General features: G+C 67.6%; 19 protein-coding genes and 1 pseudogene. 12 read left to right on the plus strand and 8 right to left on the minus strand.

Features of this window, described 5'->3' with window-relative positions:
* Positions 1-33 precede the first annotated feature (33 nt).
* The 4 genes from CHINAEXTREME_RS00790 (at position 34) to CHINAEXTREME_RS00805 (ending at position 3,632) form a co-directional block, all read left to right on the plus strand.
* Entirely contained in the window at positions 34-1,029 is a 996-nt protein-coding gene (locus CHINAEXTREME_RS00790; RefSeq protein WP_007142422.1) for an MBL fold metallo-hydrolase, read from the plus strand.
* A 99-nt stretch (positions 1,030-1,128) separates the two neighbouring features.
* Entirely contained in the window at positions 1,129-1,551 is a 423-nt protein-coding gene (locus tag CHINAEXTREME_RS00795; RefSeq protein WP_007142421.1) for an OsmC family protein, read from the plus strand.
* A gap of 81 nt (positions 1,552-1,632) precedes the next feature.
* A complete protein-coding gene (locus CHINAEXTREME_RS00800; RefSeq protein ID WP_007142420.1) occupies positions 1,633-2,928 on the plus strand; it encodes an NAD(P)/FAD-dependent oxidoreductase in 1,296 nt (431 codons plus the stop codon).
* A 290-nt stretch (positions 2,929-3,218) separates the two neighbouring features.
* Positions 3,219-3,632 carry an EamA family transporter gene (locus tag CHINAEXTREME_RS00805; RefSeq protein ID WP_029601478.1) on the plus strand — a complete coding sequence of 138 codons (414 nt, stop codon included), beginning with the start codon at positions 3,219-3,221 and terminating at the stop codon, positions 3,630-3,632.
* Between the two features lie 97 nt (positions 3,633-3,729).
* Here the strand turns inward: CHINAEXTREME_RS00805 and CHINAEXTREME_RS00810 are convergent, their stop codons facing one another.
* The gene (locus tag CHINAEXTREME_RS00810; RefSeq protein WP_007142418.1) at positions 3,730-4,449 is read right to left on the minus strand and encodes a metallophosphoesterase; all 720 of its coding nucleotides are present in this window, start codon (positions 4,447-4,449) and stop codon (positions 3,730-3,732) included.
* A gap of 21 nt (positions 4,450-4,470) precedes the next feature.
* Positions 4,471-5,502 carry an archaeosortase A gene (artA, locus tag CHINAEXTREME_RS00815; RefSeq protein ID WP_007142417.1) on the minus strand — a complete coding sequence of 344 codons (1,032 nt, stop codon included), beginning with the start codon at positions 5,500-5,502 and terminating at the stop codon, positions 4,471-4,473.
* Positions 5,503-5,624: 122 nt separating this feature from the next.
* On the opposite strand from artA, the gene CHINAEXTREME_RS00820 reads away from it, so the two are divergent.
* Positions 5,625-5,867: a hypothetical protein gene (locus tag CHINAEXTREME_RS00820; RefSeq protein WP_007142416.1), complete on the plus strand. Its 243-nt coding sequence runs from the start codon at positions 5,625-5,627 to the stop codon at positions 5,865-5,867.
* Positions 5,868-5,947: 80 nt separating this feature from the next.
* On the plus strand, positions 5,948-6,358 hold the full coding sequence (locus CHINAEXTREME_RS00825; RefSeq protein WP_007142415.1) for a DUF7124 domain-containing protein: 411 nt from the start codon (positions 5,948-5,950) through the stop codon (positions 6,356-6,358).
* A 19-nt stretch (positions 6,359-6,377) separates the two neighbouring features.
* Here CHINAEXTREME_RS00825 and CHINAEXTREME_RS00830 read toward each other — a convergent pair whose 3' ends face one another.
* Positions 6,378-7,322, minus strand: a complete 945-nt coding sequence (locus CHINAEXTREME_RS00830; protein ID WP_007142414.1) for a phosphorylase family protein — start codon at positions 7,320-7,322, stop codon at positions 6,378-6,380.
* Between the two features lie 104 nt (positions 7,323-7,426).
* Between CHINAEXTREME_RS00830 and CHINAEXTREME_RS00835 the strand changes: the two are divergent.
* The 3 genes and pseudogenes from CHINAEXTREME_RS00835 to CHINAEXTREME_RS00845 all read left to right on the plus strand — a co-directional run bounded on the left by CHINAEXTREME_RS00835 (position 7,427) and on the right by CHINAEXTREME_RS00845 (position 9,122).
* Positions 7,427-8,031, plus strand: a pseudogene (locus CHINAEXTREME_RS00835) (SprT family zinc-dependent metalloprotease).
* A gap of 124 nt (positions 8,032-8,155) precedes the next feature.
* The gene (locus tag CHINAEXTREME_RS00840) at positions 8,156-8,713 is read left to right on the plus strand and encodes a hypothetical protein (RefSeq protein WP_007142412.1); all 558 of its coding nucleotides are present in this window, start codon (positions 8,156-8,158) and stop codon (positions 8,711-8,713) included.
* Between the two features lie 109 nt (positions 8,714-8,822).
* Positions 8,823-9,122: a DUF7577 domain-containing protein gene (locus tag CHINAEXTREME_RS00845; protein ID WP_007142411.1), complete on the plus strand. Its 300-nt coding sequence runs from the start codon at positions 8,823-8,825 to the stop codon at positions 9,120-9,122.
* A gap of 53 nt (positions 9,123-9,175) precedes the next feature.
* Here the strand turns inward: CHINAEXTREME_RS00845 and CHINAEXTREME_RS00850 are convergent, their stop codons facing one another.
* Complete coding sequence (locus CHINAEXTREME_RS00850) at positions 9,176-9,859, minus strand: HAD family hydrolase (protein ID WP_007142410.1); 684 nt, start codon at positions 9,857-9,859, stop codon at positions 9,176-9,178.
* Between the two features lie 124 nt (positions 9,860-9,983).
* Between CHINAEXTREME_RS00850 and CHINAEXTREME_RS00855 the strand changes: the two genes are divergently transcribed.
* Positions 9,984-10,910 (plus strand): HFX_2341 family transcriptional regulator domain-containing protein, encoded by a 927-nt coding sequence (locus CHINAEXTREME_RS00855; RefSeq protein ID WP_007142409.1) that lies wholly within the window; start codon positions 9,984-9,986, stop codon positions 10,908-10,910.
* Between the two features lie 51 nt (positions 10,911-10,961).
* Here the strand turns inward: CHINAEXTREME_RS00855 and CHINAEXTREME_RS00860 are convergent, their stop codons facing one another.
* Positions 10,962-11,591 carry a hypothetical protein gene (locus tag CHINAEXTREME_RS00860; RefSeq protein WP_007142408.1) on the minus strand — a complete coding sequence of 210 codons (630 nt, stop codon included), beginning with the start codon at positions 11,589-11,591 and terminating at the stop codon, positions 10,962-10,964.
* A 196-nt stretch (positions 11,592-11,787) separates the two neighbouring features.
* Here CHINAEXTREME_RS00860 and CHINAEXTREME_RS00865 point away from each other — a divergent pair, with 196 nt between their 5' ends.
* The gene (locus tag CHINAEXTREME_RS00865) at positions 11,788-12,990 is read left to right on the plus strand and encodes a 3-dehydroquinate synthase II (RefSeq protein WP_007142407.1); all 1,203 of its coding nucleotides are present in this window, start codon (positions 11,788-11,790) and stop codon (positions 12,988-12,990) included.
* Positions 12,991-13,016: 26 nt separating this feature from the next.
* Here the strand turns inward: CHINAEXTREME_RS00865 and CHINAEXTREME_RS00870 are convergent, their stop codons facing one another.
* Positions 13,017-13,448: a zinc ribbon domain-containing protein gene (locus CHINAEXTREME_RS00870; protein ID WP_007142406.1), complete on the minus strand. Its 432-nt coding sequence runs from the start codon at positions 13,446-13,448 to the stop codon at positions 13,017-13,019.
* A 166-nt stretch (positions 13,449-13,614) separates the two neighbouring features.
* On the opposite strand from CHINAEXTREME_RS00870, the gene CHINAEXTREME_RS00875 reads away from it, so the two are divergent.
* A complete protein-coding gene (locus CHINAEXTREME_RS00875; protein ID WP_010546499.1) occupies positions 13,615-13,920 on the plus strand; it encodes a HalOD1 output domain-containing protein in 306 nt (101 codons plus the stop codon).
* Positions 13,921-13,967: 47 nt separating this feature from the next.
* On the opposite strand, the gene CHINAEXTREME_RS00880 is transcribed toward CHINAEXTREME_RS00875, so the two are convergent.
* Both CHINAEXTREME_RS00880 and CHINAEXTREME_RS00885 read right to left on the minus strand, forming a co-directional pair.
* Positions 13,968-14,351, minus strand: a complete 384-nt coding sequence (locus CHINAEXTREME_RS00880; RefSeq protein WP_007142404.1) for a DUF7344 domain-containing protein — start codon at positions 14,349-14,351, stop codon at positions 13,968-13,970.
* 145 nt (positions 14,352-14,496) lie between these two features.
* Positions 14,497-15,072: a DUF7344 domain-containing protein gene (locus tag CHINAEXTREME_RS00885; protein WP_007142403.1), complete on the minus strand. Its 576-nt coding sequence runs from the start codon at positions 15,070-15,072 to the stop codon at positions 14,497-14,499.
* Positions 15,073-15,100: the final 28 nt, after the last annotated feature.

The following is a 15,100-nucleotide window of genomic DNA, read 5'->3' on the forward strand; positions in this document are numbered from 1 at the left end:
CGAATTAATATCGTCAGGCCGATTGGCTGGGACATGGACCGCATTTCGCTGGGCAACGACGAGTTCGAGGGGCACAACAACGCCTACGTGCTCGCGGGCGAGGACACGCTCGCGCTCGTCGACACCGGAATCGCCACGCCGGACGTCCGCGCCGACCTCCGTGACGGACTGGCCGAACGCGGCTACGAGTTCGCCGACGTCGACGACGTCGTTCTCACTCATTTCCACCCCGATCACGCCGGGTTAGCCGGCGAGATCCAGGCCGAAAGCGACGCTACAGTGTACGTCCACGAGGCCGACGCCCCGATCGTCGAGGGAGATTCCGAGACCCTCGAGGCCCTCGACCGACGCCGCCGGGAGTACCTCAAGGACTGGGGCGTTCCCGAAGGCCCTAAGGAGGAACTACTCGCCTTCCTCGAGGCGGCGGACGGAATCGGGGGCGACCCCGTCAATGCCACGTCGATCGAGGACGGCGACGTCCTCGAGGTCGGCGGCCGCCGCCTCGAGACGGTCCACGCGCCGGGTCACGCGGCCGGACTGTGCTGTTTCGAGATCGACGACGGATCGGAAGCGTTCGTCGGCGACGCCGTTCTCCCCGTCTACACCCCCAACGTCGGCGGCGCGGACGTCCGCGTCGACCGCCCGCTCGCGAAGTACCTCGAGACGCTGCGGACGATCGCTGACCGGGACTACGACCGCGTCTGGCCCGGCCACCGCGACCCGATCGACGACCCGACCGACCGCGCGCTGACGATCCTCGACCACCATCGCGAGCGCACCGAGAAGATCCTCGGCGTGCTCGAGGAGCACGGACCGGCCGACGCCTGGACCGTCAGCGCCCACCTCTTCGGCGACCTCGAGGGGATCCACATCGTCCACGGCCCCGGCGAAGCCTACGCGCACCTCGATCATCTCCGCCACGAGGACGTCGTCGCGCTCGAGGACGGCGAGTACCGCCTGCGGGCCGGAGCCGGGGACGTCGATCTCGACAGCGTCCTGCCGCCGGCGGAAGCGGAAGCTGCGGACTGACCACCGTCCCTTCGAGCGATCGAAACGAACTCCTGTGTTTCCCGGAATAGTGGAAACCGGACAAGACTTAAGCGCGGAGGGTACCACCCGTCGAGCACGATGGCGGACGACGACCTCACCACCTACGAACTGATCGGCGAGCGACACAGCCCGAAACGTACGCGGATCGACACCGGCGACGCCGAGTTCGTCGTCGGCAAGGACGTCAATCCCGTCGAGTACTTCCTGGGAGCGATCCTCGGCTGTCTGAACTCGACCGGGACGATGGTTGCCCGCGACATGGGCATCGAGATCGACGACCTGACGGCGACGATCGAAGGCGACGTCGATTACGACAGTTACCGAGGCGAGGAGACGGACGCCCGTCCCGGCCTCCAGGGGCTTACGGTCTCGGTCGCGATCGAATCGGACGCGGACGAGGATCGGCTCGAGGAGTGGCTCGCCGCCGTCGAACGGCGGTGTCCGGTCACCGACAACGTCGTCAACGAGACTGGCCTGTCGATCGACGTCGAATCGGCGTAAGCCGGACGGCGGGCCCAACGGTCGACGTTCGGTTGCATCGTTTGGTCCACGATTTTGTAGCTCCGGTTCCAATCACCGGGCATGGAGTCGACCCCGAGCGTCGTCGTCGTCGGTGGCGGACTGGCCGGACTCGTCGCGGCGCGGCACCTCGCTGGCGGCGGAACCGACGTAACGCTACTCGAGCGCGAGGAGACGGTCGGCGGTCGCGTCCGCACGATCGAGCGCGACGGCTACCGGTTCGATCGCGGCTTCCAGGTACTGTTCACCGGCTATCCCGCCGCGAAGCGGGAACTCGACCTCGAGGCGCTGGACCTGCGCCGGTTCGCGCCGGGGGCCACGATCGCCCGGCCGAACCACCGGTCGACGCTGGCCGACCCGCTTCGTAGCCCGGGCGCGTTACCGGCGACGCTGTTCAACCGGGACGTCTCGCTGGGCGACAAGCTTCGGGTCGCCAGACTCACCCTGTCGCTGCGGGGGACCGACCCCGACGACCTCTTCGAGCGCGAGGACGGCGACGAGAGCGACGAGTCGATCGCGGAGTACCTGCGGCGCCGCGGCTTCTCCGAGCGGTTCCTCGAGAACTTCGTCGGGCCCTTCTACGGCGGGATCACCCTCGACCGGTCGCTGTCGACCTCGAGTCGGGTCTTCGAGTACACCTTCCGGACGCTCGCGTCGGGCGAGACGGTCGTCCCTGCGGCCGGGATGGAGGCGATCCCGTCCCAGTTGGCAGACCGTGCGGTGGGCGAGGGAGCGACGATCCATACCGGCGTCGAGGTGGGTTCGGTGGGCACCGACGATTCCGGCGTGACGGTCGCGACCGACGACGGCGACTACCGGGCCGACGCGGTCGTCGTCGCGGCCGACCCGCCGAGCGCACGCGACCTGACCGGCGTCGCGGCGATCCCGACCGCGGGCCGGGCCTGCGTCACCCAGTACTACTCGCTTCCCGGCCGGACGGAACTCGAGACGGGAAAGCGCCTCCTGTTGAACGCGGTCGACGACGACGGGCCGAACCACGTCGTCCCCCACAGCGAGGTCGCGCCGGAGTACGCGCCCGACGACCGGACGCTCGTCAGCGCGACCTACCTCGGCGAGCGCGAGGAGCGCGACGACGAACTCGCCGATCGCACCCTGGAGGCGCTTCGGTCGTGGTACCCCGAACGCGCGTTCGACGACCTCGAGGTCGTACACACGGCGCGGGTGCCGTTCGCACAGTTCGACCAGCCGCCGGGGTTCCGCGAGGGACTGCCGGGGCCCCGTGATCCGGAGGGATCGGTATACCTGGCTGGCGACTACACCCGCTGGTCGTCGATCCAGGGAGCGATGGAGAGCGGCCGGCGGGCGGCCGGGGCCGTCCTCGAGGACCTGTCCGGATAACGGTCCCGGTACGTGGCGAGAGTGTACCGTGTGCCCCTCCCCTCCCTTCCCCTCTCATCCCCCTCGCTCTTTCCGACTCCGCCAATCACCGGTTTCGGCGTTGGGTCGCCGACGTCGTGGTCGCCGCATCTGTCCCGGTCGTTCGGTCTCCCTACCCGGTCGTTCCGACTCTCGAGATCGGCCGTCAACCGTCTCGACGGCGGATTCGAACGCTCTCGATCGACACCGACGACGGAGGCTCGAGGCGGCGAAACGCGGGTTTTTTCCGGCCGAACGGGCAGCAGTGTGGCATGGTCGACGTCTCGATCGTCCTCGCGCTGGGCGCGCTGGTCCTGTTCGGTGGCTGGGCGGTAGCTGCAGGCGTCGCGACCAGATCGCTCACCCCGGTCAACGCCGTGTTTCTCTCGTACGTGGCGAGTATCGCCGTCGCGGGCGGGTACGTGTTCGCCGCGCGGCGACCGATCGTCGGCGCACGCACCGATGTCGCGTTCGCGCTGCTGTCGGGGGTCTTCCTCGCGGCCGGAACGATCAGCTTCTACGCCGGTCTCACCCGCGGGAACATAGCGATCGTCTCGGCGATCGCAGCCCTCTACTTCGTCGTCCCGGCGATCGTCGGCGTCCTCTACTTCGACGCCTCGCTCGCGCCGACGAACGTCGTCGGGCTGGTGCTGGCAGTGATCGCGGTCGTGCTCGTCGCATCCTGACTCCCCGATCCCTCGAAACTCAATTACTGTAACGATTTGCCGGTGCAACCGCCGCCCGGGTCGCGGTTGCGCCGGAACTGACGTGCAGTAAACCGTATCACAGCAGGTGCCGACATTCCCCCAGCGAGGGGAACCACAGCGTCTCCTCGAGTTCCTCGTCCCGCACCGCCGGGTGGAAGGCGTCGGCGTCGGTCACCAGCGGCGACTGGAAATCCCGACTGCGCATACCGTTGACCGTTGCGCCGCCGGCGAGTCGGGTAAATGCCGGCAACACGAGTACGTCCGCACCCTCGTAGACGTCCGGCCCGTAGAGGAAACAGGGGAGCTTCCGCCCGTCGACCGACAGCGCCGGGTGGTCGTGGCCGACGACGTAGCGGGCGGCGTCCCCGTCGGGTGGTTCGTGACCGTGACAGACGGCCGTCTCGCCGTCCGCCAGCCGGTAGGTCGGGGTCGTCTCGCCGTCGAACGCCTCCGCGAGCATCGTGTCGTGGTTCCCCGCCGTCACGACCAGATCTGCGCCGGCGTCGTCGACGGCCGACTCGAGGGCCGCGACGTCCCGTTCGACGCCGCGGGGGAGCCGATCGAACGAGTGCAACAGGTCGCCGGCGACGACGACCGTCGCTGGCTCGGTACGCTCGAGGAGAGCCGCGAGCCGCTCCCGAACGTCGGTCCCGTCGTCGATGGGGGCGTCGACGTTCGAGGCGGCGGCACGCCCGAGGTGGAGGTCGGCCAGAACCAGCGCGTCCGCGTCGGGGACGTAGGCGGCCCGCTCGAGCGGGACGAACGGAACGTCGACGTCGGGTGCGTCGTCGGTCACGGGCACGGTTTCGGTCGCCGGTCAGTCGGCGGTCGGTCCGGTGTCGACCCCTTCGCCTTCGGGCCGGTACTCCTCTTTCCCGAGGGCCTCGAAGAGGTCGTACTCGCTGCCCGAGAGGATATAGAGGACCTCCTCGAGCGGCGCGAGCACTTCGGGAACGATCCTGACGACGAGGTAGGTGATCCCGACCAGCGCGATCACGGACAGCGACTGGGCGATGTAGTTGTGAGCGACGAGGAACGAGACCCGACTCGCCTCCGCACCCATGTAGGTCGTCATGAACGAGACGAGCCAGTCCTGCTGGAACCAGCCCCACGGCGACGCCAGCCCGATGAAGACGTTGCGCGCGAGGTTGAGGAACCAGATGATCCCGATCGCCGCCGCGAAGGCGGTCGCCTTCCGCTTGAGCGGCGCGGAGACCGCGGCGACCAGTCCGCCGAAGATCGCCATGCTCCCGATGCCGGTACAGGCGAGGATGATGTAGGTCGTTCGCCCGGTGACCGTTTCGTCCGGATCGAAGTCGAAGCGACTCTCGTAGCCGTACGCGCCCTCGGAGAGCCCCGGACTGTAGCCGAGCAGTTCCATCCCGTAGTGGGTCTGGGCCGCGGTCGTCTCGATCAGCCACGTGCGAAAGACGGGGATCGTCTCGGCGGGCAGGTAGATCAGCCCCATGAACGCGACTGCCTTCGTCAGTATCAGCAGCGATTCCCGCCCGCCGACGAGGAGGTAGCCCGTGTACGCACACAGTGGGAGGGCGGCCAGCGACAGTACCGTCTGGAGGGGGCTTTGCATCTCGTAGTAGTAGTACGGGACCATCGTCAGCCAGAAGATCCCGAACAGCAGCCAGGCGACGGCGCCGATCCGACGCGCGGGGTCGGTCGCTCCCCGCCACTGGCACAGCAGCGCGATCATGAACGCGCCGATCGAGATCCAGGCGAGCGCGTCCGTCAGACCTACGCCAACGCCGGCAAGCGTCGCGGGTGCGAGCGCGACCACGTCGGGACCGACGACCGAACTCGACTCGAGCGCGGTCGCGGCGAGAGCGGACGGCATGTTCAGGTTATCCGACGGACTCTCGCGCTATCAACTTGACGTCTCGTCTCGTCGTCGGACGGTCCCGCTCCGGACGCCCCGGGCGACGAAAGCTTTAAGCTAAATACAGCCATTTGGTAACAATGTACATGGCTTCAAGCGAACTGTCGACCAGCGACCTCCTCGACCAGCAGCTGACGGTCCGGCGCGTCGACTCCGTCGATCCGACCGCGACCGTCCGGCACGTCGACCAGCTCGAGCCCGCCGCTCTCGAGGAGTTCTACGAGTTGTGCGAGGACGGCGGCTCGATTCCGGTCACCGACGCCGAACTCGAGGTAGGGGAGGTAATCGTCTTCACCGACTACTTCGTGGTCGACGGGGTCTGAAGCCGACGGCCAGCCCCGGGAATTCCTGCGGGGCCGGACGTATCGAAGCCGTTTTCCCCGGTGCGAGCCTTCGGTCCAGTATGAACGGCGACACGGACATGACTCTGGCGTTCGAACTCGAGGCGCTGAAGGAGCTCGCCTCGCCCGAGAACGTCTTCGAAGACGCCAGAGGGTGGACCGAGTACATCGGCGTCGTCTCCGAGAAACCGACCTACGTCGTGACGAACTTCACGCGGAAGAACCGCATCCGCCAGGACTTCTTCTCCGGCCCCCGCGGCAAAGCCGAGAGCCTCGAGGGCGTCAAAGACCAGTTCGAGACCGAACGCTACGTCTACATCGGCGTCGACGACGAGGACGAACGCCTCGCCGACGAGGTCGACTGGGAGTATCTAGACGTCGAGGAGGCCGCCGAGGCTGCCGACTGGATCATGGCAACCCGTATCGACGAGAGCGAGGCGGATGACGAACCGGTCCGGGACGACTGGCCCTGAACTCGAGCCGCGACCCTTTTCATCGGATCCCGAGCGGATCGACCTCGAGCAGTTCCGACACCACCGCAGAGCCGACGCGTTCGGCGTTTTCGATCGCGAGCGCGAGCGTCGCCTCCGTCCCGTCGAAGCTCTCCGCGACCGACTCGCCGGGGGCCGGCCGATCGTAGTTCGACACCGCACGAACCGACAGGTACCGCTTGCCGGCGTCGAACCGCTCGAGGGCAGTCGCCGTCGCGGCGTCTTCCATCTGGGTCGTTACGTAGGGGTCAACGCCGTAGCGCTCGCAGAGCCATGCGGCCTCGCGGGCGTACCGGGGGCCGTGCCAGAACTCGTCGCCACAGAGGGTCGTCCCGCGGTCGACGGTCGGCCCGCCGTCCGGTGCGTCGGGGTACCGCCGCTGGTAGGCGAGCACGTCCGGATCGTCGCCCAGGTCGACCTCGCGGGCCGCGTCCAGTGCCGTCTCGACGAGTGTCGGCTCGAGACGGTGGACGTAGTCGCGGGGTCGATACGCCAGGCGTTCGATGGGTGGCGTCTCGCCTTCCGTTTCCTCGCCCCGATCCCACCGGTGTTTCCGGTCCCAGTCGACGACCGCGTCGGCGAGGACGACGGAACCGAGTGCGATGCGGTCCGGCGCGCCGCCGGCGATCCCGGCCGAGACGACGTACGCCGAGGAGAGATCGAGTAGCGGCGTCGCGAAGAGGGCGGCGACCGTCGTCGCCGCGTCGCTCTTGCCGATCCCGGTCGTCGTGATCGCGACCCCGTCGGTCGTGAGGTACACCGGCGTCGCGGACCCCGGAACCGATATCGCCCGCTCGAGTCGGTCAGCCCGGCGCTCGAGCCACGGCCGACGCTCGTCGATCGGCGGCTCGGCGACGGCCGGCAGGACCAGCACTGACGGGGACAGCGGCCGGTCCGTGGCGGACTCGAGGGGTTCCGGTTCGGGCAACTCGAGTTCGTCGGTCATTAGCGGGGGATCGTTCCGCGCCGGTAAAGAGCTACGGTGGTCGAAGCCACCGCTCCCCGTCGGGAACCGCAAAGGATTCGGACGCCCGCTTCGACCCAGTGGGCGTGAGCGACCGGACCTGCGGCCACAGCTACGACAACGACGACGACCTCACCCTCGAGGACGAGATCGTCGCCCGCGCCCGCATCCACGCCCGGACGGTCGTCGAGGGCGAAGCGTACGACCTTCCGGTCGATCGCTCCGCTCTCGAGTGGACGACCTCGGCCCGGGCGCGGCGGCGGGCTGGCGCGTGTCGGTGGGATCCGGACCGCGAGGTGGCGACATCGTCCTCTCCCGGCGGGCCTACGAGCGGTACGACTGGCCGGAGTTCGCCGAGGTCGTCCGCCACGAACTCGTCCACGCCTGGGAGTTCCAGCGGTTCGGCGACTCCGGCCACGGACCGCGGTTTCGCGAGCGGGCGGAGACGGTCGACGCGCCTCGACACTGTCGGGCGTTCGCCGACCCGCGGTACGTCCTCCGGTGTCTCGAGGGGGACTGCGACTGGCGGGCCGAGCGCCACCGGGCCTCGCAACCGGTGAAAGCACCGGACCGGTACCGCTGTGGCGCCTGCGGCGGGAGTTACGAGGTCGAACACGTCGAGAGCGGCCGTACGTGGACGACCGCTGGCGGGTACGGCGGCGCGAGGGCCGCGCTCGGGGACGACTGGTGACCGAGCCGTCACGAGCGCGGGCACATCGACTCGAGACGGATTACACGCCGTAGGGCGGGCGTACGCGTCTGCGAGCCGACCGCGGCGCGGAACACTTATTCGCGTCACTCTACCTGTTTCGCGTATGGGAATACTCGACCTGATGCTGGGACGGACGGGGACCGGTGAACAGGGCGTCGAGGCCAAATCCTACACGCTCCCGAAGGACACCCACGGGTTCGTCTACCCCGTCGCCGTCCGCCGGGCCGAACTCGAGGCGTTCGACAGGCTCGTCGAGGCCGAGGCCGACGCCCCCTACCTCGAGGATCGGACCGACGAACTCCAGGACGTGTTCGACGAGGTGTTAGACGGCGAACTCGACGCAACCGAACTGGTCGAGCGCAAGCGCGAGCTCCGCCGGGCCGTCGAACCCGTCCTCGAGCGCTGGGACGACCAGATCGAGGGCGACGTCGGCGTCGTGTACGCGACCTCGGCCATCGACGACGACCTGCGCGCATTCGTCAAGCTCTGCAAGCAGCGCGACGAGGACGACGACGATCCGTTCGACCTCCCCGAGGGGTTCCCGGATGCGGCGGCCCTGCTCAAGCGCGTCGACGACGCAACCGACGCACAGTACCGCGCCGTCGTCCACACGGATCTACTGCCGGAAGGGAGCGGGGGCGAAGCCGGTACCGGGAACTAGGTCCTATCTTCGCTTCCCCGTCCCGTCGCGGCCCGGCTCCGTAAGCCGATTTTACCGCCCGCCGCCGGGAGAACAGTTAAACGTTACTCGATCGGAACAGCTAGTAGGTATGTCCCCAGTAGAGTCCCTCTACTGGTACCCGACGGCACTTGCGCTCCAGATCGTGCTCGTCTACGCCTTTTATCGGTACGCCCGCACCGGGACGCGGCTCGCCGGGGGTGACTCGAGCGCGGACACGGATGACCCCGGAGACGGCGTCGACCGCGAGGCTGGCGTCGTCCACTGTCCCGACTGCGGGACGGAAAACGAACGCGGCTACGCGTACTGTCGCAACTGCGTCGGCGAACTCCCCGACGCGGCCGCGTGGCGCTCGAGCGAGTTCGCGCCGCGACAGCGGAGGATTCCCTGAGTCAGGCTCGTTCACTGCTCGTTCGGCCCGGACGTTCAAACCGCGAGACCCGATCAGACGATCCGCTCTAACGCCTCGAGCGACGGCAGTTCGTACGTCGGCCGATGGTCGGACGGCCGATCGCGGCCGACGTCGAGCAACGCAGAGTCGATCCCCATCGCGTTCGCGCCTGCGACGTCCGCGTGGGGCGAATCGCCCACGTGGATCGCTCCCTCGGGCGTCGCCCCGACTCCGGCGAGGGCGCGCTCGAACGGTTCGGCGTTCGGCTTCGGATGGATCCCCGCGCTCGGCTCCGTGAACACCCGAACGTCGAAGGCGTCTTCGATCCCGAGCGTTCGCAGCTTTCGCGTCTGTGTCGTTCGACCGCCGTTGGTGATGAGTGCGACGCTGGCCCGGTTCCGGGCGTACTCGAGCGCGGCTTCGGCTCCCGGTCGGAAGCGGACGGCGGTGGGATCCCGAAGCTCGAGATACGCGTCCGTGAGTCGGGACGCGACCGTACTGCGAGCGCCGAAGTGGACGTCGCTCCGGCTCACGACCTCGGCGAACAGGTGCTCGAAGAACTCCCGATCGGTGTCGGCCGTCGGCAGCGACGGGATCGCGGCCCGCAGGTCCGCGGGCGTACAGAACTTCGGGACCCCCGTCCGATCGAACGCCGACTCGAGCAACACCGCGTCGTCCTGCGTGGATTCACAGAGGGTATCATCGAGGTCGAAACAGATCGCGTCGTAGACGGCCATTCCCGTACTCGTACGGTCGTCGGCTCCCTCAACGTTTCGCCGTTGTGTGCAGCCGTGACGAATTCGCGGATGACATCGGTACGACACCGTCAGGAGTTATTGCATGGGAGTCGGTTGTCGGCGTATGGACGTCCTGAAGCGAGTCCACGTGGTTCCCGTCGGCTACGAGTACGATCGCATCCTCGAGCCGATTCGCGAGCAGCGGGCGGACCTCGTCTATCTCCTCGAGGGAGGGGGTGGGGATGGGAGTGGGGGTGGGGGAGAGGGCAAAACCGAGGGCGACCACGACGGTAACGGCGCGGACGAAAGCGACGGATCCGACGTTCCCACCGCCGACACCCAGCTCTCGAGCCCCTCGGCCGACTATCACGACGAACTCCGGGCCGAACTCGAGGGGATCGTCCCCGAGGTCCGGACCCGTCGGTGTGACCTGGCGGACGTCTACGCCGTCCTCGGGGCGGTGACGACCATCGCGTCGAACCACGCCGAGGATAGCGTCTACGTCAACGTCTCGAGCGCAGGAACGATCGCGGCGATCGGCGCGACGATCGCGTGTATGGACGTCTCGACCGATGCCCAGGCCTACTACGTCGAGCCCTCGACGTACGCCCACGACGGGACGAGTGAACCGGCCTCGTTCGGCATCGAGGCCACCGAACCAATCCCGTCGTACCCGATCGAGTCGCCGACGCCCGACCAGGTAGCGATCATGGAATTCCTCCGAGAGCCGTCGGCCTGGGACGGCTACAGCGACGCACGGACCGCGCCGCCGAAGAAGAAAGACCTCATCGAGTACGCCAGAGACCGCGAACTCTCGTTCATGGCCGACCGGCAGCCGCCCGACGACCGGGACGGCGAGGACAAGGGCGCGTTCCGCGTGCTCGACACTCACGTCCTCGAGCCGCTCGTCGCCGACGGGTACGTCACGGTGGAGTCGGTCGGCCGCCGCCGCGTCGTCGAACTGACCGAGCAAGGCGAGAACGCCTACCGGGCGTTCAAACACAAGCTCGAGGACGACGGCAGGATGGGGACCGACCCCGTCGTGGAGTGAGGAGGGCCAAAGCGGTTCCGACTTCAGGTTCGGGCCGGACGTCAACGGGGGTTAGCGGCGACAGTCGCCCTCGAGTCGTACGTACAGCGTCGTTCCCAGCCGTGCGAGTTCGAGGTCGGCCTCGAGGCGCTCGACGTGTGCCCGAAGCCGCGGTTCGGCGGCCGGCGATCCCTCGAGACCCTCGAGGTCCGCGCAGTGGCCTGCGGGCCCGTCGACGCGTGCGAGCAGGTCGGGCGCGGCGTCCGCGAGGCGGGAACCGGGAAGCTCCGGGCGGCGACGCCCGGCCTCGCACGCGGCGAGCAGTTCGTGAGCGACGACGAGCCGGCGACGGAGCGTGCGGATCTCGTCCGGATCGGCCGGCTCGGAGAGGGCGGCTGTCAGCCGCGCTTCGGCACGCTCGACCCGTTCGGGATCGACGGCCAGGACTGCCACGATTCGCTCCAGGCCGACCGTCGGTCCCTCGGTGCGACGGCTCGCGATCCGGACGGCAGCCGCGACCGTCGCGGGACGACCGAACCGGCGGAACGGCCGGTCCCCCGCAGCCTCGAGGACGGCCCGGGCGACCGCCGTCGCGGACTCGACCTCGAGGCGACGGGCGACGTCGTCGATCGGCGGTGCGGCGTTGCTCTGACTCGTCTCGGAATCGCTCCCGGAGTCGCTCTCGGAGTCGCAGCGAGCCATACTCGAACGGAGGCTTCGTCGGATATTATGTACTTCTACGAAAGTATCAGTACTATCGTTACTATCCTTACTACTGACACTATCGTAGTCACGAGCAACGACGGGACGGAGCCTCGAGTCGCAGAATTGAACGGCTCCGCCGAGCAGTCCTGCCCGATCCGCCACGTTCAAGCCGATTCCCTTCGACCCTCGAGTCATGACGCGATCTGTCTGGATCAAAGCCGACGACGACGTCGGCGACTGGGACGACCGCCGGGCGCGGATTACTGCCGGGCTCGAGGCGGGCGCGGACTGGGTACTGGTCGACGAACGCGACGTCGAGCGGGTGCGCGAACTCGGCGACATCAACGTGGCCGCGTTCCGGACGGACGGTGACCTGACGCTCGTCGACGACGCCGAGGACGAAAGCGAGACGGACGACGCGGGATCCCACGCGGACGCCGAACCCGACGCCGTCGTCGTCGGGAAGGACGGCGAGGGTGACGCCACCATCGACCTCCCCGAGGACTTCTCCGGGTCGGCCGACCTCTCGACGCTGCGGCGCGACGGCGACCAGGAGCGGGGCGCGTACGTCCGCATTCTCGGCAAGGAGTACGAGCGGTTCGCCGAGACGGCCGCCGACGAGGCGGATCACACCATCGTCGTCGGCGAGGACTGGACGATCATCCCCCTCGAGAACCTGATCGCCCGCATCGGCGAGGAGACCGACCTCGTCGCGGGGGTTACGAGCGCGGAAGAGGCAAAGACCGCCTTCGAGACCCTCGAGATCGGTGCCGACTCCGTGCTGCTGGACTCGGACGACCCCGACGAGATCCGCAAGACCGTCGAGGTCCGCGACGAGGCCGAGCGCGAGACCCTCGAACTGGAGTACGCCGAGGTGCTCGACGTCGAGCGGGTCGGCAGCGCCGACCGCGTCTGTGTCGACACGGGCAACCTCCTCGAGCACGACGAAGGGATGCTCGTCGGCTCGATGGCCCGCGGGCTGGTGTTCGTCCACGCCGAGACCGCAGACTCGCCGTACGTCGCCTCCCGACCGTTCCGGGTCAACGCCGGCGCGGTCCACGCCTACGTTCGCACCCCCGACGGCGGCACGAAATACCTCTCGGAACTGCAAAGCGGCGACGAGGTACAGGTCGTCGACACGGACGGCCACACACGCGAAGCGATCGTCGGCCGCGTCAAAATCGAGCAACGCCCGATGTTCCGGATCGCACTCGAGACCGGGGACGGCGACCGGGTCGAGACGCTACTCCAGAACGCCGAGACGATCAAGGTCCCGACCCGCGAAGGCCGGACCGCGGTCACCGACCTCGAGGCCGGCGACGAACTCCTGTTGTACTACGAGGATACGGCCCGTCACTTCGGCGAGGCCGTCGAGGAAAGCATAATCGAGAAATAAAACGGCCTGACGGTCCAGTAACCCGGTCAGTCCGACCGGGTCCCTACCGCTTCGTCTTCGTCGTCCTCCGGGGCCTCGAGGCGAGTCGTACACCAGTGACAGAACTCGAGGTCCTCGTCGAGTTCCTTCCCGCACTCGGGACAGGTCGGGCCGTCGGTCGCGCTGGGCGAGTCCGGCGGGAATCCGAGCGACCGGAACGTGGCGTCGATCGCCGCGAACAGGACGATAAACGAGAGGGCGAACTGTCCGATCGTATCGGTCTCCTGGGTTACCAGGTCCATACTCTCGGTCATCGATCCCGCCGCGGCGATCTGCTCCGTCGGAAGAAAGATCACGACCGCCGAGAGATACAGGCCGGCGAACACGAGCGCCCGGGTCCAGTCCCGGATGAGGGCGTGGCCCGCCCCGGGAAAGACAACCGAGAGCCCGCCGGCGGCGAGCGCGCGAAGCCATGTCATCTTCGTACCCCAAGATAGGAGAGCCGACGGGTTAACATTCCGATTCGTATCGGCGCGCAGGAACGACGTCCCTCGCCGATTCCGTCGGACGTCTGGCTGACGTTCGTCTGACGCACGTCAGAAAATGATCCCCCTCACTTTTCTACCAGTACGGTGGAGCCGGAATATGGAACAGGGCCTATCGCCGAGCATGGCCGTCGTTCGGACGGTTGCCTCCCACGAAGGCGTCGACCCGGTAGAGCTGTCGCCGCCGCTGCACGCTGCGATCGATACCGACGCACTCGACGCGTTCTTTCGTACCGAACCCTGCGACTGCGACGCCGCGAACGGACGCGCCGTCGGGTCCACTCCTGTGGTCGAGTTCAGTTACCGGAACCATCGAATCCGCGTCGAGGACCCCGGCGCCGTCGAGATTTTAGACGGCGACGACCGCCCTGGCTCTTCGACGTCTCCCGATAGCAACCACAACTAACGCTCACAGAGGCGAGCGACGGCCACCACTTCCATCGCGCGCCCCGGTTACGTCGACTCCAACCGCGAATCCGCGGCCACCTCGAGACACCGTTCGACGGCCGGTGACTCCCGGTAGCGAACCCGGTCGTTCGTCCACTCGAGCGCGACGATCCCGTAATCGGCCAGCGCGGGCAGATGGTGGTGTCGAAGATCTATTTCGACGGCGTCGCGGTTCGACTCGTCCGCCCGAGCGACGGCATCGACGAGGTCGTCGATCGGTACCTCGTCCGCGCTCGATCGCTCGAGGAAGTGCCCGATCACCGCACGCCGCCTCGAGGACGCAAGCACGTCGAACACCGCGTCTACCGGAAGCGTCGACCCATCCGCGCCGTTCGAGCCTCGATCCTGGGAGTCGTCGCGGTCGTCGTGGCCGTCGAGCGCGGGAGCCATGGTAGTAATACACAAGCATGAACAGTTATATCTAGGGTTGACGTGTCAGCTGACTCGAGACGGCGGCGCGGACGGGGAGACGGAAGAGGACCGAGGGCGGGGACGAACGCGAAACGCCCGGCGACGACCGGCAATCGAGTGGCGGTCACCCGCCACGGGTGGTCCGCTCCAGAAACGACTCGACGTCTTCGTCCTCCTGTTCTTTGGCGAACTCGAGGTACGGCTCGAGTCGTTCGCCGCGTTCGGTGAGGGTGATCGCGCCCGAGTCCCGGTCGAACGTGATGAGATCGTAATCCGCTAGCTTCGGCAGACTGGCATGCGTAAGTGACGTTCTCGTGTGGCGTTTCATCTCGGCGGTGAGGAGGTCGGCGGTCGTCTCGTGCTCCCAGACGGCGAGATAGGTGGTGAGTTCCGAGAGGGCGACGGTTCCACCGCGCTCGTACAGTAGATACAACAGAAAGCGATCGCGTCGATTGGCGAGCAACCCGAACACGACTCCAGGAGTAAGCGACAGCTCTTCCTTCTCTTCCTCTTGGCCGGCATCGGCAGCGTCGTCGGAGCCGTCGGCCCTCTCGGATCCGGACGAAGGGCCGAGAGAAGGTTCGGCGTCTGCATCCGTGTTCGCGTTTGCGTTTGCGTTCGTTTCCGATTCCGCCCCGGCCCCGTCCTCCTCGCCCACGTCTTCGTCTCCGTCCGTCGGTCCCCCGTTGTCCTCCGACATCGTCCGATCGTACCACCGTAGAGGGGAT

It is taken from the genome of Halobiforma lacisalsi AJ5 (genome assembly GCF_000226975.2).
Taxonomy (GTDB): Archaea; Halobacteriota; Halobacteria; order Halobacteriales; family Natrialbaceae; genus Natronobacterium; species Natronobacterium lacisalsi.